Below are 25,528 nucleotides of genomic sequence, written 5' to 3'. Positions count from 1 at the left end.
CGGGGTGGGGTGACGGTCTCTCCACATACGACACCGCCCGTGTTGAGAGATCACCCCACCCCGCTCGCGCTGCGCGCGATCGACCCTCCCCTTCCAGGGAGGGTAAGAAGCTCCCCTCACGCCGGCTTGAGCGAGGCCAGCGCGTTCTCCAGCAGCGAGCGCACGCGTGCGGCGTCGCCTGATTTCACCACGGCGGGATCGAGATAGAGCTCGAGGCCCGGCGCGCGTTCGGTGATGATGCCGCTGTTCTCCGCAGCTTTGTCGCTCAGTGCATCCACCGAATAGGGGATCACCTCGCGGCTGATGCCCTTCATCGTGATCGCCGGCAGCGCATGCGCGCGGACGATGTCGCTGACGAGGGCGAAGGTCTCGTAGCTCAAGACGATGCCGCCGGGCTCAGCGATCGATTGCAGGCGCGCGGCGAGGTTCGCCTCCGCACCGATGATGGTGTAGTCCATACGGTCGGCGCTCCCGAAATTGCCGACATTGCAATAGCCCGAGTTGATGCCCATGCGCGAGCGGAACGGCTGCTCGATGCCGGACGCCCGCCATTTCGCATTGAGCTCGGCAAGGCGCTGCTGCATGCGCCAGGCCATCTGCAGACAGGCCTGTGCATCGGCGCGATCGCCCTTGGTCTCGGGGTCGCCGAAGAAGATCAGCATGGCATCGCCAATGAACTTGTCGATGGTGCCGCCATATTCGTGGGCGATCGCCGACATTTCCGTGAAATATTCGTTGAGGAGCTGGGTCAGCTGCTCCGGCTGCAGCCGCTCGGCGGTGGCGGTGAAGTTCTGGATGTCGGAGAAGAAGATGGTGAGCTTCTTGCGCTCGGTGTGGATGGTGACGTCCTTCTGGCCCGAGAAGATGCTCTTGTAGACCTGCGGCGGGATGTAGCGCGAGATCTTCATCGACAGCGAGGCCAGGAAGTCGTTGGCGGATTCGAGCTCCTTGTTCATGTTCTTGATGCGGCGCGCCTGACGTCGCTGCAATGACAGGAACGCCAGTCCGCTCCCGGCGGCGATCACGAAGTAGGCCAGCAGGAACTTGAACGAGAAGATGTTGGCGGCGATCGGCTGGGCGATGATCACCTCCTGGATGCCGCGGACATCCCCCACCTTCCAGTCCTTCTTCGGGCTCTCGGGGTGGCTGTTGTGGCAGCTGACGCAGGCCGGACCCATCGTGACGGGCGCAACCAGGCGGACCTTGTCGTTGAACAGCGAGGTCTCGGTCTCCACGATCTTCTGCTCGGGATCCCGGCGCAGCGCATCGAGCGCGTCCTTCTCGAACTTGTCGAGCTGGTGCGGAGCGCGGTTCTGGAACGGGAAGTCCGAGACGAAGCGATAGGTGATGTTCTCCTGCTGGGCGCCGATCACCCGGCCGAGTTCCAGCGACAGCGTCGCCGGGATCGGGATCGCGCCGGGCACGGATTCGTAGTTGTGAACGACCTTGGTGCTGCCGTTCGGATTGGCCAGCACGCGGCCGACCACGTTGGAGGCGTAGTAGCTGCGCACGCTCGTGATCACCGAGTTGAGATCGATCGCCTGCCGGCGCAGCGCCGTCTTGCTGAGCTCGGTCAGGTCCAGCCACACCGCGACCGGCAGGGCGAGCAGGAGGAAGACGATCACGGCGCCGGTGAGAATGCCACTCTTGCGCTGTTGTTCGGAGATCTCTTGTTTCACCCTGTGGCTCCGTTCTGTGCGATTTTGTCGCAAATCCTTCCGGAATCCGAGACAATGCATGCGGCGGCACAGAGCCAAGAATTGCCGGCCGGCGCAACCCCATTTTATGGTGGTCGCAGCAAGCGCCTTTTCGTTTGATCACGGATGCTTAAGATCGGCGCCGACCTGCATCCGCTCCGCCGGGAGAGAGCCATGACCGAGACCGTCCGCATCAAGCGCTTCCAGGCACGTCCCGTGATCGTGCCGATGAACCTGCCGCTCCAGACCGCGACCGGGGCGGTCGCCAAGGCACCGCTGGTGCTGATCGACTGCGAGACCGACCACGGCGCGGTGGGTCATTCCTATCTGTTCTCGCTCACGCCCTCGGCCTTGAAGCCGCTGGCGGCGATGGTCACGGAAATGTCGGACCTCGTCGCCGGCGACGAGCTGCTGCCGTTCGAGATCGAGCGCAAGCTGAGCCAGCGCTTCACGCTGCTGGGCCTCGCCGGCCTGCAGCGGCTGGCGCAATCCGGCATCGACATGGCGGCATGGGACGCGCTGGCGCGCTCGCGCGGCCTGCCGCTCGCCCGCCTGCTCGGCGGCACGCCGAAGCCGGTGCGCGCCTACAACTCGAAGGGGCTCGGCATCATGCCGGCAGGCGCCGCGGTGGAGGAAGCCCACAAGCTGCTGGCCGAGGGGTTTCACGCCGCAAAGATCCGCGTCGGCCGACGCGATGCGCGGGAGGATCTCGCCGTCGTGCGCGCGGTGCGCAAGGCCGTCGGCGACGAGGTCACGCTGATGTGCGACTACAACCAGGCGCTGACGGTCACCGAAGCGATCCGCCGCGGTGAGATGCTCGACGACGAGGGCCTCAGCTGGATCGAGGAGCCGATCCGCCACGACGATCATGCCGGCTGCGCCCGCATTGCCGACGCGCTGCAGACGCCGGTCCAGATCGGCGAGAATTTTGACAGCGCGTTTTCCATGCAAGCCGCGCTCTCGGCAGAGGCCTGCGACTACGTGATGCCTGATGTCCAGCGCATCGGCGGCGTCACCGGCTGGCTCCGCGCCGCTTCGCTTGCCCATGCTGCCGGCATCGAGATGTCGTCGCACCTGTTCTCTGAAGTCAGCGCGCATCTGCTCTGCGTGACGCCGACCGCGCATTGGCTGGAATATGTCGACTGGGCCGACGCGGTGCTGGCAACGCGGCTGCAGATCAAGGACGGCTTTGCGCTGCCGAGCGAGGAGCCGGGCAACGGGATCGCGTGGGACGAAGCGGCGGTGAAGAAGTATCTGGTGGAGTGACGGGTCTCTCATCTCGCCATCGCAAGCACACGATCTCGTCCCTCGTTGCGAAAGCATGCGACACGGATTAACGATCCGCCATGACCACTTGGCGCCCACATCCCGGTATCCGCGTCGTCGCGATCGGCCTGCATTGGCGCGGCGGGCGGCTGCTGGCGGCCGAGGTGCGCGACGATGCGGGGCGGATCAAGGGGGTGCGCCCGCTCGGCGGCGAGATCGAGTTCGGCGAGAGCTGGCGCGCGGCCTTGGTGCGGGAATTCAACGAAGAGCTCGGCGTCGACGTCGGCATCGTGGGTGAGCCCTTGATGCTGGAGAACATCTTTGTGCACGAGGGATCGACCGGGCACGAGGTGATGTACATCGCGGAGGTCGCGTTTCCGGATGGCGCATTCGCCGGCCGGGAGCGCATCGACTTCCGCGAGGACAATGGAGAGCAGATCGTCGCGCGGTGGTTCGACCTTGCCGATCTCGACCTGGACGGCGGGCCGAAGCTCTATCCGACCGGACTGAAGGACTTGCTGCTGCAGCCTGCGCGTCGTGCATCAACGGAAGAGTGATGCGTGATCCATGTCGAGACGCCGACGACGTCAGTTGACAAGCATGGCGCTCTCAAGCAAAATTTCGAAAGGTTGATACCGCCGGCCGCTTGCGCCCTTCGGGGTATGGTGAAGTGTATCGGACCGCCGCCCGCTTCCTTTGCTCACGCGAACGGGTCAGTAACGCAAGCCCTGACATTCTCCGTTCATGTTGCAAAGGAACAGAGTATGCGCGATTTCCGCGACGCCAAAGCCATGGCGCAGACGCTCCGAGAATCCCTCAACGCCCGATCGGTCTCCCTCACCGTCAGCGAGAGCCTCGAGCTCATCGCGAGGTTATTCGGGCTGGCCGATTGGAATGTCCTGGCGGCCCGAATCCGTTCTGCGGAGCAGGCCGGCTCGGGCCGCAGCAACGAGGAAAGCACCAAGACCGATGCTGCGGATCAGCTCCGCTCGAGAGCCAAAGAAACTCAGTTGCCGCAGGCGGTGCTGGATCGTTATGCCGGAACATACCAATTCCATAGCGCCGTCTTCACCGTGACGCGTGAACAGGATCATCTGTCCGGACGGCTGAGCGGTCAAAGCTCGGCGCAATATTACGCGGTGGGCGAAACGGAATTCGCCGCGCGGGAGATCGATGTCGAGCTACGGTTTACCCTCGGGCCGGATGGGGTGCCTACCACCGTGATCCTGCGCCAGCACGGCAACGATCACACCATGCCACGCATCGACACGAGCACGGCGCAAGAGCTCCAACGCGCGATCGAGTCTCGTATGAGCAGCCGGTCCGCCAATCCCGGGACCGCGGCCGCGCTTCGCCGTCTGATCGAGAGCGTCGCATCGGGCCAGCCCAATTACGGCGAGATGAGCGCCGACTTGGCCGAGGCGACACGCAAGCAATTGCCGCGCCTGCAGCCGGGCCTTGCCGAAATGGGTCCGATCACCTCGATCGAATTCCTCGGTGTGAACGCACAAGGACAGGACGTCTATTCCGTCTGGCATCAGGGTGGCGCAGCCTCGCACTGGCACATCGCGCTCGGCAACGACGGCACGATCATCTCGGCCTTCGTCACGCCGGGGCCATGAGCTCGGTCAGGCTACACACCTCCGCGCCGGGAATTCTCTTCCGCACCGCCATCCGCTGGATCCAGATGCAGCGGCGGACGGACCTGCTGGAGCGGCCGACGGCGGAGATCCCCTCGCCGGCCTGAAGCAGCGGCGCCACGTTCTGGCGCAAGCTGCGGCAGCGCTGGAGCTCGGCTTGCCAGTCGACGATCGCGGCGTCGGCGCGCGGCGCCATCAGCGCCAGCATCGCCATGGCGAGACCGATCGTCCGCATCGCTCCTCTCACTGTGATCCGCCTCCATCCCGGCGGTAGCGGAAATCGCAATGAGAGGCGCCCTGCATGATGGTCTGCGTGCGCGTGAGCCTGACGTCGGGACCGAACCCCTCCGCGGTCGCAAAGTCCGCGGTGCAGATCAGCAGGAAGCCGAGTTCGGGCTCGCCCAGGGCCTTGTAGAACTCGGCATAGGCGCAGCGCGTCACGTCGAACGCGAAGGCGTCCGCCGTCTGTTCGATCACGTCATAAGCGAGCGCATCGTCGCGGGCATAAGTTTTGAAGGCCGACGACACGGCCTTGCCGAGATTGCTCTCGTTCTTGGTTTTCCAGAATGCCTCGCCGAAGCCGCGATAGAGATCGCCGAGCGCCTTGCGCACCAGCGCATTGGCGCGCGCCTCGCCGAGCTCGGCCTGCAACGTCTTGATCAGCGGCACCAGCACCTGCGCCTGGATCTTCGCTTGCTCGATGACGGACACGGTCATGGGCGGCCTCGTGTCGGAGATGTCATTGTAGCCCGGATAGAGTGCAGGGTCATCCGGGACAGCGGCCGGGAAACTGCGGCCGGATTGCGCGTCGCTGCAACGGGCTAGAAGCTTTCGAGCAAGCCGCACCAGTCCGTCTTCGCTCTTCGAGCTGCGCCGGACACGCTTCGCCGCAATCTTCCAGGCTGTGCCACGCGAAGCCGAAGGCGAAGCGTGGTGGGCACGACAGGGATCGAACCTGTGACCCCTACCATGTCAAGGTAGTGCTCTCCCGCTGAGCTACGTGCCCTAAAGTCCACTTGTGTCGGGTGGGGTCCCTATAACGGCTCAGGGGAGCCGGCGCAAGGACGGAAGGGGGCCGATTCAGGCCGCCAGCATCTTGTTCACTTCGCTGACCAATTCGCGCAGATGCACCGGCTTGGACAGGACCTTGGCGTTCTTGGGGGCGTCCGAATCCGAGTTCAGGGCGACCGCGGCAAAGCCAGTGATGAACATGATCTTGATGTCGGGGTCGAGTTCCGAGGCTCGGCGGGCGAGCTCGATGCCGTCCATTTCCGGCATCACGATATCGGTCAACAGCATCTCGAACGGCTCTTCCCGCAGCCGCTGATAGGCGGCCATGCCGTTGTCGTGGGACGAGACCTGAAAACCGGCGTTTTCCAGCGCCTTGACCAGGAAACGGCGCATGTCGTTGTCGTCTTCGGCGAGCAGGATCTTTGGCATGGCAGGAAACGTCGAATCCCCAGAGGATATCAGCAGAGGTCACTAAGCCCGACAGAGGGTAAATTTGGGGTGAAAATCTTAACCCTGCGCCGGCCCCGCTGCCGGCTCTTTGTGGACCGGAACGAGGTCCAGATCAATCGAGCCGGACCGGCGCGTCCCCATCCCGATGCCTGCACGGTTAAGACGTGTTCCAAGGGGCCATGACATCTTTTCGCTTGGCAGAATGGTTGCGATTCCGGACAATGACGACACATAAGAGCCGCGAGATCGGCCGAATCATTGGACCCGGAGCTTGTCCGGATCGTGCGGCACGAAGGGACGAAGCCTGAGAAGATGACCCGCTTTGACGGCGACATGTCGCCAGCCTTCGAGATCTTCGAGCCTGCCGAATGGCGCGCGCCCGTCATCTTCAACTCGCCGCATTCCGGCTCGACCTATCCTGAAGAATTCCTGGCGGCGTCGCGGATCGACCTGCCCACGCTGCGACGGTCGGAAGATTCGTTCATGGATGAGCTGATCGGCCATCTGAGCGCGCGCGGCTTTCCGACGGTGCGGGTCAACTTTCCCCGCTCCTATGTCGACGTCAACCGCGAGCCCTATGAGCTCGACCCGCGCATGTTCACTGGCCGGCTGCCGAGCTTCGCCAACACGCGCTCGATGCGGGTCGCCGGCGGCCTCGGCACCATTCCGCGCGTGGTGGGCGACGGCCAGGAGATCTATCGCGACCGCCTTCTGGTCGACGATGCGCTGGGACGGATCGAGACGCTGTACAAGCCCTACCATCGCGCGCTGCGCCGGCTGATCAACAAGGTGCACCAGATGTTCGGCACGGTGGTGCTGGTCGACTGCCACTCGATGCCGTCGGTCGGCGTCAGCAGGGACGAGCCGCGCCGGCCCGACGTCGTGATCGGCGATCGCTACGGCACCAGCTGCACGCCGCTCTTGCCCGATCGCGTCGAGGAGACCATGAGCGGGCTCGGCTATTCGATCGGCCGCAACAAGCCCTATGCCGGCGGCTTCATCACCGAGCATTACGGCAATCCCGCGAGCGGCCTGCACGCCGTGCAGCTCGAGCTCAACCGCGCGATCTACATGGACGAGCGGCGGCGCGAGCGCAGCGCTCGCTTTGCGCAAGTGGCCTCCGACTTCGGCGTTCTCGCCGACGTGCTGGCGACCACGATTCCGTTCGCCGATCTCGGCCCGTTCCAGGCCGCGGCGGAATAGGACGAAGCTTCTTCTCTGAAACGACGAGGCCTTGCGCGCGACTGCGTTTTCGCTTCGCAAGCTTGCGCGTCCCAAATGAAAACGGCGGGGCTCAGAAAAAAGGGCCGCTCGCGAATGACGCAAGCGGCCCAAGTCTAGGGAGGAAACGCCCAAGGAGGGCAGCGGTAACGCGAGGCGCTACCGCACCGCAACAATATGCGACCGCGCCGCACAAAGTGCAAGGGCTTTTGCGCGGTTTCCCATGCAAATCGCACATGGCTCAGTTGCTTCTATGGAAACCCAGATTCAGTTTCTTTGATAAGGGAATTCAATGGGTTGATAGTCATTTGCATACGAACAAGGCAAGGTCGGAACTAAGATTTCAACTCCATGATCGATATTTGGCCAGCAGATGACTGGAATGGGGCAGCCCGCCGCGGCATCCAAAATACCAGGGAGCAACATCAAGACAGCGCTGCACGCGGCAGGCGAATTGAGCTAGGCAGGAGGCAAGCTCTCCAACTTCGCTTCGAGGATTTCGCCTGTGACGGTGATCGACTTCTCCGCCTTCATCGGTCGGCTCGCCACCGCCTCCGGCGAAACCATCCTGCCGTTCTTCCGCACCTCGCTGTCGATCGACGACAAGAGCAAGACCAAGGATTTCGACCCGGTGACGGAGGCCGACCGCGCCGCGGAGGCGGTGATGCGGCGGCTGATCAAGGCCAACTTCCCCCAGCACGGCATCGTCGGCGAGGAATTCGGCAACGAGCGCGAGGACGCCGACTATGTCTGGGTGCTCGACCCCATCGACGGCACCAAATCCTTCATCGGCGGCTTTCCGATCTGGGGCACGCTGATCGCGCTGTTGCACAAGGGCACGCCGGTGTTCGGCATGATGCACCAGCCCTTCATCGGCGAGCGCTTTTCCGGCGACAACGGTTCGGCCAATTATAAAGGGCCGTCGGGCGAGCGCCGGCTCCAGGTCCGCCGCTGCGCTTCGCTGTCGGAGGCCACGACCTACACCACCAGCCCGCTGCTGATGAACGAGCGCGACCGCGCCATCTTCGGCCACATCGAGAAGAGCGCGCGGCTGTCGCGCTATGGCGGCGACTGCTACTCCTATTGCATGCTTGCCGCGGGCCACGTCGACCTCGTGGTCGAGACCGAGCTGAAGCCCTATGACATCGCGGCACTGATCCCGATCGTGACCGGCGCCGGCGGCGTCGTCACCACCTGGGAAGGCAAGCCGGCCCAGGGCGGCGGCCGCATCATCGCCGCTGGCGACGCGCGGGTGCACGAGGCAGCGTTGAAGCTTTTGAACCAGTAGCGCGCGGGCGGAGGGCTTGCATCACCGACGCGGGAGCGGAGATGGCGAAGTACGTGTCTTACCCTCCCCTGGAGGGCCAGGGCTATCGCATATGAGATGCCGCTATGGCAGCGTCATGGCCGGGCTTGTCCCGGCCATCCACGCCTTTCCACGCGGCACAAAGAACGTGGATGCCCGGGGCAAGCCCGGGCATGACGACCTCTGCAAAATTCAATTGCGATTGACCCTCCAGGGGAGGGTAACAGCTCCTCACACCGCCTCGGCTCGCAAATGCTCCACCAGCAGCTTGGCCGGCTTCGGCAGCGCCTTGAAGCTGCGCGCGCAGATCACGAGGCGGCGGTTGGCGAAGGCATCGCGCAGGCGGACCATGGCGAGCGGCATGGTCCTGGCACAGCGGCGGGCGGCGGCTTCGGGCACCAGCGCCACGCCGACATCGGCCGCGACCATCTGGCAGATCGCGTCGAAGTCGCGCAGGCGCGCGCGGAAATGCGGCCGCATGCCGAGCCGCGCGGCGTGCTTCGAGATGTGCATCTGGAGCGCGGTGGCGCTGGTCAGCCCGACGAAGTCGCAAGCCCCTGCCTCCTGAAAGTCGATCTGGCGGCGGCCGGCGAACGGGCCGCGTTTCGACGTCACCAGCGTCAGGCGATCCTCGCTGAAGGGAAAGCGTTCGATATGCTCGGGCAGCGCGTGCTCGGCGGCGAAGCCGAGATCGGCGGCGCCTGCGGTGATCGCCGCCGCGATATCGGTGCTCTCGCGCTCCTCGATGTCGACGGCGACGTCGCGATGCTCGCGCAGGAAGCCGGCGAGCGCCTTCGGCAGATGCTCCGACAGGCCCGACGTGTTGGCGAGAAAATGCACGCTGGCGCGCACGCCGCTGGCAAAGCCGGCGAGATCGCCGCGCATGGCGTCGATCTGATGGATCACGAGCCTGGCATGATCGAGCAGGCTCTCGCCGGCCGCGGTCAACTCGACGCCGCGGCGGCCGCGCTTGAGCAGCGCGACGCCGAGCGTATCCTCGAGCCCCTTGATGCGCGCGCTGGCCGAGGCCAGCGCGAGGTGCGAGCGCTCCGCGCCGCGGGTGATGCTGCGCTGGTCGGCGACCGCGATGAAGAGCTGGAGATCGACCAGGTCGAAGCGCATGCGATGTCTCCCTTGAGCCTTCGTTGAGGCCGAAGGCTCTCTCCGTAACCTCCAGATTGTGCGCCGGCGCGGCTTCGGTCAATGTGCTGGCATGATCGACCCGCTGCTCATCCTCATCGCCGCCGTGTTCCTGCTCGCCGGATTCGTCAAGGGCGTGGTCGGGCTCGGCCTGCCGACGGTGTCGATGGGGCTGCTTGCGGTGAGCATGGCGCCGAGCCGCGCCATCGCGATCGTGATCGTGCCGGCCATCGTCACCAACATCTGGCAGACCTTCGTCGGCCCTCATCTGCGCGACATCCTGAAGCGGCTGTGGCCGCTGATGATCGGCACCGTGGTCGGCTGCTGGCTCAATGCCGGCGCGCTGACCGGGCCGCATGCGCGCTACGGCACGATCGTGCTCGGCGCCCTGCTGGTCGTCTACGCCGTGATCGGCCTGAACAAGTTCCAGTTCCGCGTCGCGCCCGAGAACGAGAAATGGGTCGGCGGCGTGGTCGGCGTCATCACCGGCGTGATCTCGGCCTCGACCGGCGTGCAGGTGATCCCGTCGATGCCGTTCATGCAGGCGATCGGCATGGAGAAGGACGAATTGGTGCAGGCGCTTGGGGTGTTTTTCACCACCGCGACGCTGGCGCTCGCCTTCAACCTGACCGCGGTCGGATTGCTCACGCCCGCCAATGTCGTGCCGGGCGCGATCGGACTCGCCATGGCCTTTGCCGGCATGTTCATCGGCCAATCGGTGCGGGCGCGGATGCCGGCGGAGGCGTTTCGCCGCTGGTTCCTGATCGCGATGATCCTGCTCGGCCTTTACCTCGCCGGCAGCGCGCTGGCGAAAGAATTCGCTTAAGCGCCTTACGATTTCGGCCCGTAGCCCGGCACCCATTTTTCGTGCTGGGGCAGGTCGTCCTGGATTGTCCACCACGACGCGCGCGACGAGGTGAAAACGTGGAGGCGAGGCCGGACTTCCGGGTCGTCATCGAGCAGGCCAGCGGGAATGCTGACGGTCGGGAGATAGCTCGCCTTGCCCGGCGTCGGGCAGCCGCAGGTCCTGCAACGATAGCGGATACTGCCCGGCGAGGATTCGTAAGATGCCGTCATGTCCTCGCCCGCCACGAAGCGAAATCTGTCGGCATCGACATGCGCGTAGGTGGCGAAGGCCGCGCCGCTCAGCTTGCGGCAATTGACGCAATGGCAGTGCGTCAGCGCGCGCACCTTCTCGATCTCGAACCGCACGGCGCCACACAGACAGCTTCCACGGATCATCGAAACCTCCCGAGCGCAGCCTCGATCGGACCGCTTCTCATTCACTAGAAGGAGCTACCGTGTCTCCAGCATGGCGACGCGGATGCCGAGATAGATGAAGAGGCCGCCGAGCGCGCGGTTGACCCAGGCGATCGCGCCCTCGGACTGCCGCAGCCGGTAGGCGGCTCTGGCGGCGAACGCCGCCAGCACCAGGCACCACAGCGTCCCCGTAAAGATGAAGATCAGGCCGAGCGTCAGGAAGGCGAGCGGCTTGTGCGGGGCATCGGCTGCGACGAATTGCGGCAGAAAGGCGAGGAAGAACAGCGCGACCTTGGGATTGAGCGCGTTGGTGAAGACACCCTGCAGGAAGACCCGCTGCAATGAGCTCCGCACCGGCTCGTCCAGGTCTGAAGCCAGCGTCGGGCGCGACCACAGCATCTGAAGCCCGGTCACGACGAGATAGGCCGCGCCGACCAGCTTCAGGATCGAGAAGGCCGTGGACGAGGCCATCAGCAGAGCCGAGAGCCCGATCGCCGCACCCGCGACATGGACGAAGCAGCCGCAACTGATGCCCAGGGCGGCAGCGGCGCCGCCCCGCCAGCCCATCTGCATGCTGCGGCCGATCACATAGACCGAATCCGGCCCCGGCGTGATGTTGAGCAGCACGCCCGAGAGGATGAAAAGCCCGATCTCGTGAATGCCCAGCATGAAGGTCCTCCGCTGCCGTCCTGGCGGTCCTGGTTCCGCTTAGTCGGTTCGCCCGTTCCCGTCCACCGCCGGGATTGCGCAGGATTTACCTCGAATTTGCAATGCGGATCATGCTTCCGCTGCGGCGCATCTGCTCTATAAAGGTGGGGTTCTTGAAATGCGGGATTCGCGGCAACCGCCACGCTGTGGCCGGTCATCTGGTCCCTTGGAGCTTTGAGGATATGGAAAGACGTCTGGCCGCCATCGTCTGCGCCGATGTCGCCGGCTATTCGCGCATGATGGGCAGCGACGAGGCCGGCACCCATGCCGCCTTCAAGGCCCATCGCGCCGCGATCCATCCGATCATCCTCAATCACGGCGGCCGCGTCGTGAAGAACACCGGCGACGGCTTCCTGCTGGAATTCGCCTCGATCGTCGGCGCCGCCGAGGCGGCGATCGCGATGCAGACGCTGATGGCCGAACGCAACCGCCATCTGCCGGCCGACCGCGCCATGCAGTTCCGGCTCGGCATCCACATGGGCGACGTCATCGCCGACGAGGACGAGGTCTTCGGCGACGATGTCAACATCGCCGTCCGCCTGGAATCGGTGGCGAGCCCCGGCGGCTTCGCGATCTCGGCCAAGGCCTACCGGGAGGCGAGCAAGCATCTCACCGTGCCGCTGACCGATGCCGGCAACCATCGCTTCAAGAACATCAAGGATGCGATCGGGGTCTTTACCTGGACGCCCGAAGGGGCGCCGGCGCTTGCCCCCGAGCTCCGTGAGGCCTCGGCGCTGTCGCAGCAGTACCGAACGGCCATCGTCGGCGTGCTGCCCTTTGCCAATCTCAGCGACGCCCAAGACGAATATTTCTCCGACGGCCTCACCGAGGACCTGATCCACGCGCTGTCGCTGCAATCCTTCTACCGGGTGCTGAGCCGCAACTCGACCTTCGCCTTCAAGGGCAAGAACGTGGGCACCCGGCTGATCGCGCGCGAGATCGACGCCTCCTATCTGATCCAGGGCTCGGTGCGGCGCGCCGGCGCCAAGATCCGCGTCACCGCCGAGCTGATCGCGCCGGAGACCGGCGAGCAGCTCTGGACCGGCCGCTACGACCGCGACATCGGCGATCTGTTCGCGATGCAGGACGAGATCACCACCAACCTGTCCGCCGCCATCGCCACCGAGATCGTCCGTGCCGAGGCCTCGGCGCCGGCGCGGCTCTCGACCGACGTCACCGCCTGGGACCGCTTCCTCAAGGGGCTGTCGCATTACTACCGGCAGACCAAGGAAGATCTGGCCACCGCTGTCGAGCTGTTCCGCGAGGCCATCGGGCTCGATCCCAAGCTGTCGATCGCGCATGCCTATCTCGCCACGATCCAGATCCAGAGCATTCAGTTCGGCTGGGTCAAGGGCACGCGCGAGATGTGGGCCGAGGCGATGAGCCTCGCTGAAACCAGCGTCCGGCTCGATCCGCGCTCCTCCTTTGCGTTCTCGATCCTGACCTGGGCGCACGCGTTGGAGGGTCATCACGAGGCAGCAATGGACGCCGCCAAGCGCGCAGTCGCGCTCAACCCTTACGACAATGGCGCGCGCGGCGTGCTCGGCATCTGCCATTTCATGATCGGCGAGCACCGCGAGGCGATCGAGCTGTTCTCGATGGCGTCGCAGCGCGACAACAGCGACCCGCGCTATCAATGGGCGGCGCTGAACGCGTTCAGTCATTACCTTCTGCGCCAATATGACGCGACGCTGTCATGGGCGCGAGAGCAGCTCTACATCAACCCGAATCACATGCAGGCGCTGGCGATCCGCGCCGCGGCGTTGGCGCAGCTCGGGCGAAGCGACGAGGCCAGCGAAGCCGCCCGCGTGCTGATGGCAAATTATCCAACGCTGAATGTCGACAGGCACTTGCGCAACTTCCACTGGAAGCGGCCCGAGGACATCGCCCATTATCGCGAGGGGCTGCTGAAGGCCGGCGTGCCGCTCGGCAAGCTGACGCTGGTGCAGAGCGACGTGAAACGGGCCGCAGAATCCTGAGCGAAAGGGCCGCAGGCCCGACGTGGTTCCCGTGCGACCGCCTGCTCGTTGTTGACACGACAGTGAAATGGGCCACACTCGTCACACGCTGAAGTAGTATATCGTGCTGTCGGTTTGTTAGGACTTTCCGCGCTCTAACAGCGCGCCTGCTTTTTCAAGATTCGCTGCTTTCAGGATTTGGGCCATGCATCACCCCGCTTCGAAGCCGCCCCTCGATCCCTCGATTCCGGTCTCGCCGAACAATCCCTGCCCGTTCCTGCGCGGCCTCGTCGGCGAAGGCTTCGTCGAGGGCGGCACCGTCCCGCTCAACACGCTGTCGCAGACCATCGCCAATGCGACCGGCGAGACGGGGCTGAAGAAGGTCTCGGCCCGCATCCAGGTCCGCGGCGTCGCGATGATCGCCAACGGCGTCAAGCACATTCTGAAGAGCATCTTTTCGGGCGCGCAGCTCGACGCGCTGCGCGGCGGCCCGCTGGACAAGCGCGGCGCCGGCTCGCGCATCCTCGGCGTCGACGGCAAGATCGACGAGGACGAGATCGCGCGGCTCGCGAGCTTCGGCCGGAACTACACCGACCCGAACACCGGCAGCAGCGAGCCCGGCCTCAACGCCGCGCAAATCAAGACCTTCATGCGCGACAACCTCGAGCGCGCCGGCAGCGCCGCTCGCTGGTACTACCCGCTGCTGATGAAGTTCGAATGGCCCATCCTTTTGAAGATCATCGGCAAGGGCAAGCAGGGCGAAGAGCGCTATCTCAGCGTGGCCGACGTGCGCACGCTGTTCGAACAGCGCCAATTCCCCGACCGCATCAATCAGCGGATCGTATCGCAGCCGCTGCTGTCGTCCTGCCAGCTCCGCTTTCGCTGGGCGGTCGCGCTCACGGCGTTCGTCATCGGCCTCGGCCTCGTCGCCCTGGTCGCGGTCGCCGAATTCCCCAACCAGGTTCGTGCCATGCTGCCGCAGAAGGGCGTGCTGGTGAATCTCCTGCCGCCGCCCCTGCCGGCGATGCCCGAAACCAAGGCTGCCTATTGGCTCGAGCAAAACTGGTCGCTCAAGGACCGACATTGGTTCCACCACGCCAGCCAGGGCACCGCGACGTTCCCGGTGCCCTATGAGTGGTTCGTGGCGCTGGAGCAGCCGCAGCTCCACCTGTTCTCCAAACCGGGCCTGATCAAGGACAGCGCCTATCTCGAACGCTTCGGCTTCATCCCGAGCCCGCAGACGATCCAGACCGACACGGCGACGCTGCGCCGCTTCGGCTACGCCAATGTCTACGAGACCACGCAAGCGTCGGACTGGTCGACGCGCTGGACGCCGGCGGAGAACGTTGACGGCCTGCCGGTCGGCTTCGCGCGCATGACCGGCGTGGTCGATCCCGCGACGAGCCGCCGCGAGGACGACATGATCGGACTGACCTGCGCCGCCTGTCATACCGGCCAGATCCATTACCAGGGCATCGACGTCCGTTTCGACGGCGGCCCGGCGATGACCGACCTGAAGAAGCTCGAGCTCGCGACCGGCCTGTCGATCGCCTACACGCTGTACGTCCCGTTCCGCTTCCAGCGTTTCGCCGATCGCGTGCTCGGCCCCGACGCCAGCAAGGCGGACCGCGCCGCGCTCAAGCAGAAGCTGAGCACGATCGGCAGCTTCCTGATCGACTGGGCCAAGACTTACGAGAAGACGATCGAAGGCAAGACGACCTGGGACGGCAAGCAGCAGCAGGACACCGAGGAAGGGTTCGGCCGGCTCGATGCCCTCAACCGCATCGGCAACCAGGTGTTTTCGCAGGACCTCGCAATGAGCGGGGTCAAGGGATTCGAGAAGAACCTGCACGCCCAGGACGCGCCGGTCAGCTATCCCGCGATCTGGACGGTGCCCTGGTTCAAATTCGCCCAGTACGACGCCTCGATCGAGCAGCCGCTGATCCGCAACGCCGGCGAAGCCCTCGGCGTGACGGCGCTGCTCAATTTGTCCGATGCCTATCCGCAGGACAGGCTGTGGCGCTCCTCGGTGAACATCAGGACGCTCGGCTGGATCGAGGACATGCTGAGAGGCCCCGATCCATTCAAGGCGGCTGATGGTCCGAAGTTCGGCGGTCTGCTCGCACCGAAATGGCCCTCGCACATCCTCGGCGATGCCTGGAAGCTGAAGCCCGATCGGGTCGAACGCGGCCGCGCCATCTACGCGGAGATGTGCTCCGGATGCCATCTGCCTGACATCAACACCCCGGCCTTCTGGTCGTCGAAGCGCTGGGAGCCGAGCGGCGACAGCAAGGTGCTGAATGCGGTGACGATCCCGCTCGACGAGATCAAGACCGATCCCGAGCAGTCCCTCGTTCTCAGCAAGCGGACCGTCGACGTGCCCGGCTTTCTGAAAGTCAACACGGCTGACCTGCAGACGTGGTGGCAGTGCGAGATCCCGACCGCCAGCAAATCGCCCAACGAGATGGTCTATGCACTCGGGCTGATGACGGTGGTCGATCTCGTCGCCCGCAAATGGATGGACGACGAGAAGATCCCGGAGGCCGAACGGGCGCAAATGTGGAATATGGCGCGCAAGAACTGTCTCAATCCGGCGCCCGATCCGCGCTATCGCGCGCGGCCCTTGAACGGCATCTGGGCCACTGCGCCTTACCTGCACAACGGCTCGGTGCCTTCGCTGTACTGGTTGCTGAAGCCGCAGAACGAGCGTCCGCAAAAATTCTGCATGGGCCGCCGCGACTACGACCCCGACAGCGTCGGTTTCGCAGTCACCGCCGACGAGCGCTGCAAGACCGGTGAAACGGAGTTCTCCGCGACCGGCTCCGACGGCAAGCCGATCCAGGGCAACAGCGTGCTCGGCCATTCCTTCGAGCGCAAGGACGGTGAGTCGAAGCGCCCCGGCGTCATCGGCCGCATGTTCAAGGACGACGCCGAACGCTACGACCTGATCGAGTATCTGAAGACGCTGTAAAGAATCTTGCTTCGTCATTGCGAGCGCAGCGAAGCAATCCAGGCTGTCGCCGCGGAGATAGCCTGGATTGCTTCGTCGCAAGAGCTCCTCGCAATGACGGAGAATGAGGACGCTCCTCGACTCCGATTCTCATCGTCCTCGTGGAGGCTCCCGATCTCTTCTCACTTGAACAGCGGCGTGCCCGGCACGAAGGCGTCGAAGGCGGCCCAGAACTGCGCGCGGTAGCGGTCCTGCTCCTGGAGGATCTCGTGCTTGGCACCGGCGATCACGAGATGGGAGCCGGCGCGCAAATGATAGGCGAATTCCTCGATCGCCGCGGTCGAGACCACGGTATCGTTGGAGGCCGCCAGCATCAGGATCGGCTGGCGGATCTGGGAGGGGTAGTTCACGCGCTTGAAGGTGTGCATCGCGCGGAAGGCGGTATCGGCCCAAGCGACCGTCGGCGAGGCTAGGCCAAGCGTCGGGTCTTCCTCCAGGATCGCGGCGTTGCGCGCATAGCGGACGGGATCGCTGGTCAAGGGATTGTTGATGAAGGGTTCGAGCCCGGTGAGGCGGTCGCTGCCACCGGGAACGTAGCGGCCGCCCTGCCCGAGCAGGCGCATCGTCTTGAGCAGCGCACGCACCGGCAGCGAGGTGGTGCGCCCGGGCAGGTCGATCATCGGCGCAGACAGCACCATGCGGTCGAACCAGCGCTTGCCGGCATGGGCCACCCGCAGCAGCACCGTGCCGCCCATGGAATGGGCGAGCGCGAAGAATGGCGGCGGGCAATCCGGCAGCACCACCTGCTGCACGAAGGTCTCGACGTCGATTTCGAAATCGGCGAAGTCGCGCACATAGCCCTTGCGCGGATCGCGCAGGCGGCGCGACGAATGGCCCTGCCCGCGCCAGTCGATCATCGCCACCGCAAAGCCGCGGTCGCGCAGGTCGCGCACGGTCTCGAAATATTTCTCGATCTGCTCGCTGCGCCCGGTGAAGACGCAGACCGTGCCCTTACGGTTCGCCGGCGGCGCCCAGCGCGCAAAGCGCAGCTCGACGCCATCAGGGGTCTTGATGGTGCCGCTGACGACGTTTTCGGGGACCGGATTGGCGGGAATCGAGACCAGCGTCATTGGGCGTGCTTGGGCGGGAAGTGCTGCAAATCAAGGGGCCAAAGCGCCGAAAAGGCGCCTGTCCCGCCCTCTTGAACGCCGTCTCGTTCCACCCATATCACCTTCGTGCAGGCCGCTACCAGTGTTTCGGAACCGGAACATCAGGCTGCACACAGACTAAAGCCCGGCCCGATTGGCGGGCGGGTTACCAACAGTCGCTCAATGGAGGACTTGACCATGCGTAGCTACGATCTCACTCCGTTCTATCGTTCCACCGTCGGCTTCGACCGTCTCTTCAACCTGCTCGACCAGGCCAGCTCGGACGGCAGCCCCGGTTATCCCCCCTACAACATCGAGCGCACCGGCGAGAATGCCTACCGCATCACCGTTGCGGTTTCGGGCTTTGCCAAGGATGAGCTCTCCATCGTCGCGAAGGAAAACACGCTGACGATCAAGGGCGAGAAGGTCGCGAACGAGAACTCGAAATCCGAAGTGCTCTACCGCGGCATCGCCGCGCGTGCCTTCGAGCGCGCCTTCCAGCTTGCCGACTTCGTGCAGGTGAAGGACGCCTCGCTCGAGAACGGGCTGCTTCATGTCGACCTCGTCCGCGAGATTCCCGAGGCCAAGAAGCCGCGCCAGATCGCGATCAACGCCGGCGCCAAGGCGCAGGTGATCGAGAACTCCGCCGCGCAGGCCGCCTGAGCCAGGCGACCAAACCCGGCGACTTCCAGGTTGCGAAAACGCCCCGGTGCCCCGGGGCGTTTTTTTCGTTGCAATGCATCACAGAGCAGTGATGGCGTAACACCGTCGCCTCGCTCTCCGTCCTTTGGGCATCGAACCAAAAACACGGAGAAGATCATGTCACTCTGGCGCAGCCTTTTCGTCGCCGCGAGCCTTTTGGCCGCTCCCCTCAACCTCGCTCATGCCCAGACACCGCAGACGGTCAAGGCGAAGAACGTCGTGCTGGTGCACGGCGCCTGGGCCGACGGCTCGAGCTGGTCGGAGGTGATCCCGATCCTGCAGGCTGCAGGCCTGCATGTGACGGCCGTGCAGAATCCGCTGTCCTCGCTCAGCGACTCCGTCGAGGCGACGAAGCGGGCGCTGGCCGAGCAGGACGGGCCGACGGTGCTGGTCGCGCATTCCTGGGGCGGCACCGTGATCAGCCAGGTCGGCACCGACCCGAAGGTCACCGGCCTCGTCTACGTCGCCGCACGTGCGCCCGATGCGAACGAGGATTTCGTGGCGCTGTCGAAGCAGTTTCCGGCCGGGCCGGCGCGCGCCGGCATCGTCGAGCGCGACGGCTACACCAAGCTCTCGGAAGAGGCCTTCCTGAAGTACTTCGCCAACGGCGTGAAGCCGGAGCAGGCCAAGGAGCTCTACGCCGTGCAATGGCCGACGGCGGCCTCGATCTTCGCCGGCCGCACCACGGAGGCGGCCTGGCGCTCCAAGCCGAGCTGGTACGCGGTGTCGAAGAACGACTACACCATCAACCCCGATTTCGAGCGCTTCCTCGCCAAGCGCATGAACGCCACCACGATCGAGCTCGATGCCGGCCACCTCTCGCTGGTGTCGCATCCAAAGGAGGTGGCGAATCTGATCCTGGATGCGGCGGGCTATCCGCGGAGCTGAGGCGCAGTCAGTTCACGCAAAAGCGCCCGAGAGATTCTCGGGCGCTTTCCGTTTGCTGAGGCCTAATCCAGCCCCAGTGCGGCTGGCATCTCCTGCGTCGGCAGGATGGTCGGGGCCGGCCTGACCTGACCGACGGTCGGCGCGGTTGCTTGCGGAGCGGCTTCGGTCGGCTTGGCTTGCACCACGGCGGCTTGCTGCGCGGGTTGGGCCTGCGCTGCCTGCGCCGCCGGCTCGGCTGGCTTGGCAACGACGACCGGCGGCTCGGCGCGCCGCGGGGCGGCCTTCGGCAGCGGCACGGCGCGGCTTGCCACATGCGGGATCGACGCCGGCGGGCGCGGCGGGCCGCCGCGGACCACGGTCGGCGGCAGTGCGGTTTGCGGCCCGTAGGGCGCGACCGCGCGCTCGTCATAGGCGGGCGCCATGCCATAGGCGTCAGGGGCGGGCATGAAGCGGATGATCCGCCCGTCGCGGGCGTCGATCACCAGCCGGCCATCGTCGCCGTTTCTGTCGATCACCGCGATGGTGTAGACGCCGCCGCGCAGGCGCGGAATGCCGAGCGGCGAGAAGCCGTTTTCGCGCAGCACGGCGTAAACCTCGGTCGGCGGCAACAAGGCCAGCGCAGGGCCGCGCTCCTCGTAGCCATAACCGTAGCGCGGCGGCGGGGCGGCTTCCGGCGGCGCATAGGGCCCGTCGAAATCCGAGACCGCGATGACGGCCCCTCTGGCGATACCGCTCGCGGGAACCTGGGCCTGCCCCGCACTGGCACCCAGCGCCAGCACGGCGGCGGCCACACATCCTGTGAAAAACTTCATGATCCAGACGCTCCTGTCAGGCCCTCCGGTGGCCGCCCTCTTTCGCTTCTCGCGGCGTGGCGCGCCTTCCGAAGGGTTGATCCGAAGCTTCATTTGGGATTTCGGCGCCGCCGGGGCCGGATCAGGGCGTGTTTGCCTCAAAACCGGGGCTGCGCAACTTTTGGAAAGCGATCGATTGACTTCTGCGGAATCGGGACTTCCGCGCGCTTGTGTGCTAGACAAAAATTTGGCAAGGTGATGGTTAGGACAGGAAGACTGTCTCAATTTTGCCTGCGGTTCCGGCATAGGGATTGCAGCGAGAACTGGTGCTCTCGAGCGCCGGCAAGGTACCAGGCAAAGCCGTTCTCGGGGACGAAGAACGCCTAGGCCTGAATTTAAGAAAATGCGGCTCGCAGAGGACGAGCGGTGGCCCAGGAGCGGGTGCCGCGGGACGCCCAAGGTGCGCCGAAGATGGCGGTGAGGCAGCTTGCCGCATGGAGAGGACAGGAACAATGAACGGGTCGCAATTCGAGCGCGCAAACATCGTGGCAGAAGAGCTGTCGGCGACGGTCGCCTCGAAAACGACCGATCCGATCACCTCACCGATTCAAGAGCACAATTCGCGCCCCAAAGCCGAAGGCCTGTACGATCCGAGCCTGGAGAAGGACTCTTGCGGCGTCGGCTTCATCGCCAACATCAAGGGCAAGAAGTCGCACGAGATCGTCTCGGACGCGCTGAGCATCCTCTGCAACCTCGAGCATCGCGGCGCCGTCGGCGCCGACCCGCGCGCGGGTGACGGCGCCGGCATTCTAGTGCAGATCCCGCACGCCTTCTTCAGCCGTAAGGCCTCCGAACTCGGCTTCAAGTTGCCGGCGCCCGGCGAATACGCCATCGGCGCGTTGTTCATGCCGCGCGACACCGCCTGGCGCAACGTCATCAAGAGCATCGTCGCCGACCAGATCAAGGAAGAGGGCCTGACCCTGCTCGGCTGGCGCGACGTGCCGACCGACAATTCCTCGCTGGGCGTCACCGTGAAGCCGACCGAGCCCGCCTGCATGCAGGTGTTCATCGGCCGCAACGGCACCGCCAAGACCGAGGACGAGTTCGAGCGCCGGCTCTACATCCTGCGCAAGTCGATCTCGCAGGCGATCTACCAGCGCCGCGACCGCGGCCTTGCCGGCTATTACCCGTGCTCGATGTCCTGCCGCACCGTGATCTACAAGGGCATGTTCCTCGCCGACCAGCTCGGCAAGTACTATCCCGATCTGCACGAGGCTGACTTCGAGAGCGCGCTGGCGCTCGTGCATCAGCGCTTCTCGACCAACACCTTCCCGGCCTGGTCGCTGGCGCATCCCTACCGCATGATCGCGCATAACGGCGAGATCAACACGCTGCGCGGCAACGTCAACTGGATGGCGGCACGCCAGGCCTCGGTCAGCTCCGAGCTCTACGGCAAGGACATCAACCGGCTCTGGCCGATCTCCTATGAGGGACAGTCGGACACCGCCTGCTTCGACAACGCGCTCGAATTCCTGGTGCAGGGCGGCTACTCGCTGCCGCACGCCGTGATGATGATGATTCCGGAGGCGTGGGCCGGCAATCCCTTGATGGATGAGAAGCGCCGCGCCTTCTACGAATATCATGCCGCGCTGATGGAGCCGTGGGACGGCCCGGCCGCGATCGCCTTCACCGACGGCCGCCAGATCGGCGCCACGCTCGACCGCAACGGCCTCCGGCCCGCCCGCTATCTCGTCACCAAGGACGATCGCATCGTCATGGCGTCCGAGATGGGCGTGCTGACGATCCCAGAGGACCAGATCATCACCAAGTGGCGGCTGCAGCCGGGCAAGATGCTGCTGGTCGACCTCGAGCAAGGCCGCCTAATCCCGGACGACGAGATCAAGGCTTCGCTCGCCGCCAGCCATCCCTACAAGGAGTGGCTGGAGCGGACCCAGATCGTGCTGGAAGACCTGCCGAAGGTGCCGACGACAGGCGTGCGCTCCAACCTGTCGCTGCTCGACCGCCAGCAGGCGTTCGGCTACAGCCAGGAAGACATCACCATCCTGATGACGCCGATGGCGGCCACGGGCGAAGAAGCCGCGGGCTCGATGGGCAACGACACGCCGATTTCGGCGCTGTCGGACAAGGCCAAGCCGCTGTTCACCTACTTCAAGCAGAACTTCGCACAGGTCACCAACCCGCCGATCGACCCGATCCGCGAAGAGCTGGTGATGAGCCTCGTCTCGATCATCGGGCCGCGGCCGAACCTGTTCGACCTGCAGGGCATGGCCACGACCAAGCGCCTCGAAGTGCGCCAGCCGATCCTGACCGACGCGGACTTGGAAAAGATCCGCTCGATCTCGGAGGTGGCCGAGTCGCACTTCAAGTCTCGCACGCTGGACACCACCTTCCACGCCGGCCTCGGCGCGGCGGGCATGGACCAGGTGCTCGACGAGCTCTGCGCGCGTGCCGAAAGCGCGGTGCGCGAGGGCGTCAACATCATCATCCTGTCCGACCGCATGGTCGGCACCGACCGCGTGCCGATCCCATCGCTGCTCGCCTGCGCCGCCGTGCATCATCACCTGATCCGTACCGGCCTGCGCACCTCGGTCGGCCTCGTCGTCGAATCCGGCGAGCCGCGCGAAGTGCATCACTTCGCCTGCCTTGCCGGCTACGGCGCCGAAGCGATCAATCCGTACCTCGCGTTCGAGACCATCACCGCGATGAAGGACCGCCTGCCCGGCTCGCTCGACGACTATGAGATCGTCAAGCGCTACATCAAGTCGATCGGCAAGGGCCTGCTCAAGGTGATGTCCAAGATGGGCATCTCGACCTACCAGTCCTATTGCGGCGCGCAGATCTTCGACGCGGTCGGCCTCAAGGCCGACTTCGTTGCCAAGTTCTTCGCCGGCACGCACACCCGCGTCGAGGGCGTCGGCCTTGGGGAGATCGCGGAAGAAGCCGTGCGCCGCCATGCCGACGCGTTCGGCGAGGCGCAGGTCTACAAGACCGCGCTCGATGTCGGCGGCGAATATGCCTATCGCAGCCGCGGCGAGGACCATGCGTGGACCGCGGAGTCTGTGTCGCTGCTGCAGCACGCCGCGCGCGGCAATTCGCAGGAGCGCTACCGCGCCTTCGCCAAGATCCTCAACGAGCAGTCGGAGCGCCTGTTGACGCTGCGCGGCCTGTTCCGGATCAAGAACGCGGAGGAAGAAAAGCGCAAGCCGATCCCGCTCGACCAGGTCGAGCCGGCCAAGGAGATCGTCAAGCGTTTCGCCACCGGTGCGATGAGCTTCGGCTCGATCTCGCGCGAGGCGCACACCACGCTCGCGATCGCCATGAACCGGATCGGCGGCAAGTCGAACACCGGCGAAGGCGGCGAGGAAGCCGACCGCTTCAAGCCGATGCCGAACGGCGATTCCATGCGTTCGGCGATCAAGCAGGTCGCCTCGGGCCGCTTCGGCGTCACGACGGAGTATCTCGTCAACTCCGACATGATGCAGATCAAGATGGCGCAGGGTGCCAAGCCCGGCGAAGGTGGCCAGCTGCCCGGCCACAAGGTCGACGCGACCATCGCAAGAGTCCGGCACTCGACGCCGGGCGTCGGCCTGATCTCGCCGCCGCCGCACCACGACATCTACTCGATCGAGGACCTGGCGCAGCTCATCTACGACCTCAAGAACGTCAACCCGACGGGCGACGTCTCGGTCAAGCTCGTCTCGGAGATCGGCGTCGGCACTGTGGCCGCGGGCGTTGCCAAGGCGCGCGCCGACCATGTCACCATCGCGGGCTTCGAGGGCGGCACGGGTGCTTCGCCGCTGACCTCGATCAAGCATGCGGGATCGCCGTGGGAAATCGGGCTCGCCGAAACCCACCAGACCCTGGTGCGCGAGCGGCTGCGCAGCCGCATCGTGGTCCAGGTCGACGGCGGCTTCCGCACCGGCCGTGACGTCGTGATCGGCGCGCTGCTGGGCGCCGACGAGTTCGGCTTCGCCACCGCGCCGCTGATTGCGGCCGGCTGCATCATGATGCGCAAGTGCCATCTCAACACCTGCCCGGTCGGCGTAGCGACCCAGGACCCCGTCCTGCGCAAGCGCTTCACCGGTCAGCCCGAGCACGTGATCAACTACTTCTTCTTCGTCGCCGAGGAAGTCCGCGAGATCATGGCTTCGCTCGGCTTCCGTACCTTCAACGAGATGGTCGGCCAGGTCCAGCTGCTCGACCAGACCAAGCTGGTCGCGCATTGGAAGGCCAAGGGGCTCGACTTCTCCAAGCTCTTCGTCAAGCAGAAGGAAGAGAAGGGCCAGAAGATCTATCACTCCGAGCGCCAGAACCATCATCTGGAGGCGGTGCTCGACCGCACGCTGATCGAGAAGGCGCAGGCAGCGCTCGACCGCGGCGCGCCGGTGAAGATCGAGGCCGCCATCAACAGCACCAACCGCTCCGCAGGCGCGATGCTGTCCGGCGCGGTGGCCAAGATCTACGGCCATGCCGGCCTGCCGCACGACACCATCCATGTCAGCCTCAAGGGCACCGCGGGCCAGGCCTTCGGCGCCTGGCTCGCCCACGGCGTCACCTTCGAGCTCGAAGGTGAAGGCAACGACTATGTCGGCAAGGGCCTCTCGGGCGGCAAGATCATCGTCAAGCCGCCGAGGAACTCGGCCATCGTGCCGGAAGAGAGCATCATCGTCGGCAACACCGTGATGTACGGCGCGATCGAGGGCGAGTGCTACTTCCGCGGCATCGCCGGCGAGCGTTTTGCCGTGCGTAACTCGGGCGCGGTCGCCGTGGTCGAGGGCGCGGGCGATCATTGCTGCGAATACATGACCGGCGGCATCGTGGTCGTGCTCGGCAAGACCGGGCGCAACTTCGCGGCCGGCATGTCCGGCGGTATCGCCTACGTGCTCGACGAGGCCGGCGACTTCGACAAGCTGTGCAACCTCAGCATGGTCGAGCTCGAGCCGGTGCTGTCGGAGGAGCTGATCAACGCCGGCACCTATCACCATGCCGGCGACCTCGAGGCGCATGGCCGGGTCGACGTGTTCAGGAACCTGCTCGCCTCCGACGTCGAGCGGCTGCACGTCCTGATCTCGCGCCACGCCAAAGCCACCGGCTCCAAGCGCGCCGCCGACATCCTTGCCAATTGGAAGGACTGGCTGCCCAAATTCCGCAAGGTGATGCCGGTCGAGTACCGGCGCGCGCTGCGCGAGATGGCGGCCAACGCGGACGCCGAGCCGAAAATCGCGATCGGGGCGTAAGGCATTACACCTCGTCATTGCGAGCGAAGCGAAGCAATCCAGAATCTCTCCGCGGAAAAAAGACTGGATTGCTTCGTCGCTTCGCTCCTCGCAATGACGGTGAGGAAACAACAAGACGAATTTAAGCGGCAGGG

The 25,528-nt window shown here is 65.2% G+C and carries 20 protein-coding genes and 1 tRNA gene; 11 read left to right on the top strand and 10 right to left on the bottom strand.

All coding sequences use genetic code 11. The annotated features are described in order from the left end of the window. Nucleotides 1-116: 116 nt before the first annotated feature. A complete protein-coding gene (locus tag I6F12_RS14910; RefSeq protein ID WP_035997835.1) occupies nucleotides 117-1,679 on the bottom strand; it encodes an adenylate/guanylate cyclase domain-containing protein in 1,563 nt (520 codons plus the stop codon). A 192-nt stretch (nucleotides 1,680-1,871) separates the two neighbouring features. Here I6F12_RS14910 and I6F12_RS14905 point away from each other — a divergent pair, with 192 nt between their 5' ends. The 3 genes from I6F12_RS14905 to I6F12_RS14895 all read left to right on the top strand — a co-directional run bounded on the left by I6F12_RS14905 (nucleotide 1,872) and on the right by I6F12_RS14895 (nucleotide 4,585). Further along, a complete protein-coding gene (locus I6F12_RS14905) occupies nucleotides 1,872-2,963 on the top strand; it encodes an enolase C-terminal domain-like protein (protein ID WP_036021436.1) in 1,092 nt (363 codons plus the stop codon). An 80-nt stretch (nucleotides 2,964-3,043) separates the two neighbouring features. Next, entirely contained in the window at nucleotides 3,044-3,520 is a 477-nt protein-coding gene (locus I6F12_RS14900) for an NUDIX hydrolase (protein ID WP_225152957.1), read from the top strand. Between the two features lie 207 nt (nucleotides 3,521-3,727). Next, on the top strand, nucleotides 3,728-4,585 hold the full coding sequence (locus I6F12_RS14895; protein ID WP_249786981.1) for a glyoxalase superfamily protein: 858 nt from the start codon (nucleotides 3,728-3,730) through the stop codon (nucleotides 4,583-4,585). On the opposite strand, the gene I6F12_RS14890 is transcribed toward I6F12_RS14895, so the two are convergent. The 4 genes from I6F12_RS14890 to I6F12_RS14875 all read right to left on the bottom strand — a co-directional run bounded on the left by I6F12_RS14890 (nucleotide 4,569) and on the right by I6F12_RS14875 (nucleotide 6,043). Next, nucleotides 4,569-4,838: a hypothetical protein gene (locus I6F12_RS14890; protein ID WP_225156721.1), complete on the bottom strand. Its 270-nt coding sequence runs from the start codon at nucleotides 4,836-4,838 to the stop codon at nucleotides 4,569-4,571. The genes I6F12_RS14895 and I6F12_RS14890 overlap by 17 nt on opposite strands. 8 nt (nucleotides 4,839-4,846) lie before the next feature. Next, on the bottom strand, nucleotides 4,847-5,320 hold the full coding sequence (locus I6F12_RS14885) for an L-2-amino-thiazoline-4-carboxylic acid hydrolase (RefSeq protein ID WP_225156720.1): 474 nt from the start codon (nucleotides 5,318-5,320) through the stop codon (nucleotides 4,847-4,849). 214 nt (nucleotides 5,321-5,534) lie between these two features. Beyond that, nucleotides 5,535-5,609: transfer RNA gene (locus I6F12_RS14880), tRNA-Val, on the bottom strand. Between the two features lie 74 nt (nucleotides 5,610-5,683). Beyond that, nucleotides 5,684-6,043 (bottom strand): response regulator, encoded by a 360-nt coding sequence (locus I6F12_RS14875; RefSeq protein WP_007597092.1) that lies wholly within the window; start codon nucleotides 6,041-6,043, stop codon nucleotides 5,684-5,686. A gap of 333 nt (nucleotides 6,044-6,376) precedes the next feature. On the opposite strand from I6F12_RS14875, the gene I6F12_RS14870 reads away from it, so the two are divergent. Together I6F12_RS14870 and hisN are read left to right on the top strand one after the other, a co-directional pair. Beyond that, nucleotides 6,377-7,267, top strand: coding sequence for an N-formylglutamate amidohydrolase (locus tag I6F12_RS14870; protein WP_036021434.1), 891 nt, complete (start codon nucleotides 6,377-6,379; stop codon nucleotides 7,265-7,267). Between the two features lie 523 nt (nucleotides 7,268-7,790). After that, nucleotides 7,791-8,573: a histidinol-phosphatase gene (hisN, locus tag I6F12_RS14865; protein WP_035997821.1), complete on the top strand. Its 783-nt coding sequence runs from the start codon at nucleotides 7,791-7,793 to the stop codon at nucleotides 8,571-8,573. A 249-nt stretch (nucleotides 8,574-8,822) separates the two neighbouring features. Here hisN and I6F12_RS14860 read toward each other — a convergent pair whose 3' ends face one another. Continuing rightward, a complete protein-coding gene (locus tag I6F12_RS14860) occupies nucleotides 8,823-9,713 on the bottom strand; it encodes a LysR substrate-binding domain-containing protein (protein WP_225111639.1) in 891 nt (296 codons plus the stop codon). Nucleotides 9,714-9,804: 91 nt separating this feature from the next. On the opposite strand from I6F12_RS14860, the gene I6F12_RS14855 reads away from it, so the two are divergent. Beyond that, nucleotides 9,805-10,557, top strand: a complete 753-nt coding sequence (locus I6F12_RS14855) for a sulfite exporter TauE/SafE family protein (RefSeq protein WP_225156719.1) — start codon at nucleotides 9,805-9,807, stop codon at nucleotides 10,555-10,557. Between the two features lie 5 nt (nucleotides 10,558-10,562). Here the strand turns inward: I6F12_RS14855 and I6F12_RS14850 are convergent, their stop codons facing one another. Both I6F12_RS14850 and I6F12_RS14845 read right to left on the bottom strand, forming a co-directional pair. Then, a complete protein-coding gene (locus I6F12_RS14850; RefSeq protein WP_225126470.1) occupies nucleotides 10,563-10,973 on the bottom strand; it encodes a GFA family protein in 411 nt (136 codons plus the stop codon). A 54-nt stretch (nucleotides 10,974-11,027) separates the two neighbouring features. Next, on the bottom strand, nucleotides 11,028-11,660 hold the full coding sequence (locus I6F12_RS14845) for a LysE family translocator (RefSeq protein WP_225156718.1): 633 nt from the start codon (nucleotides 11,658-11,660) through the stop codon (nucleotides 11,028-11,030). 221 nt (nucleotides 11,661-11,881) lie between these two features. Between I6F12_RS14845 and I6F12_RS14840 the strand changes: the two genes are divergently transcribed. Beyond that, nucleotides 11,882-13,678, top strand: a complete 1,797-nt coding sequence (locus I6F12_RS14840) for a tetratricopeptide repeat protein (protein WP_057028205.1) — start codon at nucleotides 11,882-11,884, stop codon at nucleotides 13,676-13,678. Nucleotides 13,679-13,862: 184 nt separating this feature from the next. After that, on the top strand, nucleotides 13,863-16,628 hold the full coding sequence (locus I6F12_RS14835; RefSeq protein ID WP_225156717.1) for a di-heme-cytochrome C peroxidase: 2,766 nt from the start codon (nucleotides 13,863-13,865) through the stop codon (nucleotides 16,626-16,628). A 161-nt stretch (nucleotides 16,629-16,789) separates the two neighbouring features. On the opposite strand, the gene I6F12_RS14830 is transcribed toward I6F12_RS14835, so the two are convergent. Then, nucleotides 16,790-17,737, bottom strand: a complete 948-nt coding sequence (locus I6F12_RS14830) for an alpha/beta hydrolase (RefSeq protein WP_035997802.1) — start codon at nucleotides 17,735-17,737, stop codon at nucleotides 16,790-16,792. Nucleotides 17,738-17,953: 216 nt separating this feature from the next. Here I6F12_RS14830 and I6F12_RS14825 point away from each other — a divergent pair, with 216 nt between their 5' ends. After that, nucleotides 17,954-18,418, top strand: a complete 465-nt coding sequence (locus I6F12_RS14825) for an Hsp20 family protein (RefSeq protein ID WP_035997846.1) — start codon at nucleotides 17,954-17,956, stop codon at nucleotides 18,416-18,418. A 156-nt stretch (nucleotides 18,419-18,574) separates the two neighbouring features. After that, nucleotides 18,575-19,345: an alpha/beta hydrolase gene (locus I6F12_RS14820; RefSeq protein WP_036036655.1), complete on the top strand. Its 771-nt coding sequence runs from the start codon at nucleotides 18,575-18,577 to the stop codon at nucleotides 19,343-19,345. Between the two features lie 62 nt (nucleotides 19,346-19,407). Here the strand turns inward: I6F12_RS14820 and I6F12_RS14815 are convergent, their stop codons facing one another. Next, nucleotides 19,408-20,157 (bottom strand): hypothetical protein, encoded by a 750-nt coding sequence (locus tag I6F12_RS14815; RefSeq protein WP_225156716.1) that lies wholly within the window; start codon nucleotides 20,155-20,157, stop codon nucleotides 19,408-19,410. Nucleotides 20,158-20,648: 491 nt separating this feature from the next. On the opposite strand from I6F12_RS14815, the gene gltB reads away from it, so the two are divergent. After that, nucleotides 20,649-25,394 (top strand): glutamate synthase large subunit, encoded by a 4,746-nt coding sequence (gene gltB, locus I6F12_RS14810; RefSeq protein ID WP_225156715.1) that lies wholly within the window; start codon nucleotides 20,649-20,651, stop codon nucleotides 25,392-25,394. Nucleotides 25,395-25,528: the final 134 nt, after the last annotated feature.

Origin of the sequence: Bradyrhizobium sp. IC4059 (assembly GCF_020193615.1) — a bacterium.
GTDB lineage: Bacteria > Pseudomonadota > Alphaproteobacteria > Rhizobiales > Xanthobacteraceae > Bradyrhizobium > Bradyrhizobium yuanmingense.
This window is presented reverse-complemented; position numbering and strand designations above follow the sequence as displayed.

What these genes read in the sequence shown, in the direction of transcription:
- I6F12_RS14905 (WP_036021436.1), top strand. Translation starts at nt 1,872, where the DNA reads ATGACCGAGACCGTCCGCATCAAGCGCTTCCAGGCACGTCCCGTGATC.
- I6F12_RS14900 (WP_225152957.1), top strand. Translation starts at nt 3,044, where the DNA reads ATGACCACTTGGCGCCCACATCCCGGTATCCGCGTCGTCGCGATCGGC.
- I6F12_RS14895 (WP_249786981.1), top strand. Translation starts at nt 3,728, where the DNA reads ATGCGCGATTTCCGCGACGCCAAAGCCATGGCGCAGACGCTCCGAGAA.
- I6F12_RS14890 (WP_225156721.1), bottom strand. Translation starts at nt 4,838, where the DNA reads ATGCGGACGATCGGTCTCGCCATGGCGATGCTGGCGCTGATGGCGCCG.
- I6F12_RS14885 (WP_225156720.1), bottom strand. Translation starts at nt 5,320, where the DNA reads ATGACCGTGTCCGTCATCGAGCAAGCGAAGATCCAGGCGCAGGTGCTG.
- I6F12_RS14875 (WP_007597092.1), bottom strand. Translation starts at nt 6,043, where the DNA reads ATGCCAAAGATCCTGCTCGCCGAAGACGACAACGACATGCGCCGTTTC.
- I6F12_RS14870 (WP_036021434.1), top strand. Translation starts at nt 6,377, where the DNA reads ATGACCCGCTTTGACGGCGACATGTCGCCAGCCTTCGAGATCTTCGAG.
- I6F12_RS14860 (WP_225111639.1), bottom strand. Translation starts at nt 9,713, where the DNA reads ATGCGCTTCGACCTGGTCGATCTCCAGCTCTTCATCGCGGTCGCCGAC.
- I6F12_RS14855 (WP_225156719.1), top strand. Translation starts at nt 9,805, where the DNA reads ATGATCGACCCGCTGCTCATCCTCATCGCCGCCGTGTTCCTGCTCGCC.
- I6F12_RS14850 (WP_225126470.1), bottom strand. Translation starts at nt 10,973, where the DNA reads ATGATCCGTGGAAGCTGTCTGTGTGGCGCCGTGCGGTTCGAGATCGAG.
- I6F12_RS14845 (WP_225156718.1), bottom strand. Translation starts at nt 11,660, where the DNA reads ATGCTGGGCATTCACGAGATCGGGCTTTTCATCCTCTCGGGCGTGCTG.
- I6F12_RS14840 (WP_057028205.1), top strand. Translation starts at nt 11,882, where the DNA reads ATGGAAAGACGTCTGGCCGCCATCGTCTGCGCCGATGTCGCCGGCTAT.
- I6F12_RS14835 (WP_225156717.1), top strand. Translation starts at nt 13,863, where the DNA reads ATGCATCACCCCGCTTCGAAGCCGCCCCTCGATCCCTCGATTCCGGTC.
- I6F12_RS14830 (WP_035997802.1), bottom strand. Translation starts at nt 17,737, where the DNA reads ATGACGCTGGTCTCGATTCCCGCCAATCCGGTCCCCGAAAACGTCGTC.
- I6F12_RS14825 (WP_035997846.1), top strand. Translation starts at nt 17,954, where the DNA reads ATGCGTAGCTACGATCTCACTCCGTTCTATCGTTCCACCGTCGGCTTC.
- I6F12_RS14820 (WP_036036655.1), top strand. Translation starts at nt 18,575, where the DNA reads ATGTCACTCTGGCGCAGCCTTTTCGTCGCCGCGAGCCTTTTGGCCGCT.
- I6F12_RS14815 (WP_225156716.1), bottom strand. Translation starts at nt 20,157, where the DNA reads ATGAAGTTTTTCACAGGATGTGTGGCCGCCGCCGTGCTGGCGCTGGGT.
- gltB (WP_225156715.1), top strand. Translation starts at nt 20,649, where the DNA reads ATGAACGGGTCGCAATTCGAGCGCGCAAACATCGTGGCAGAAGAGCTG.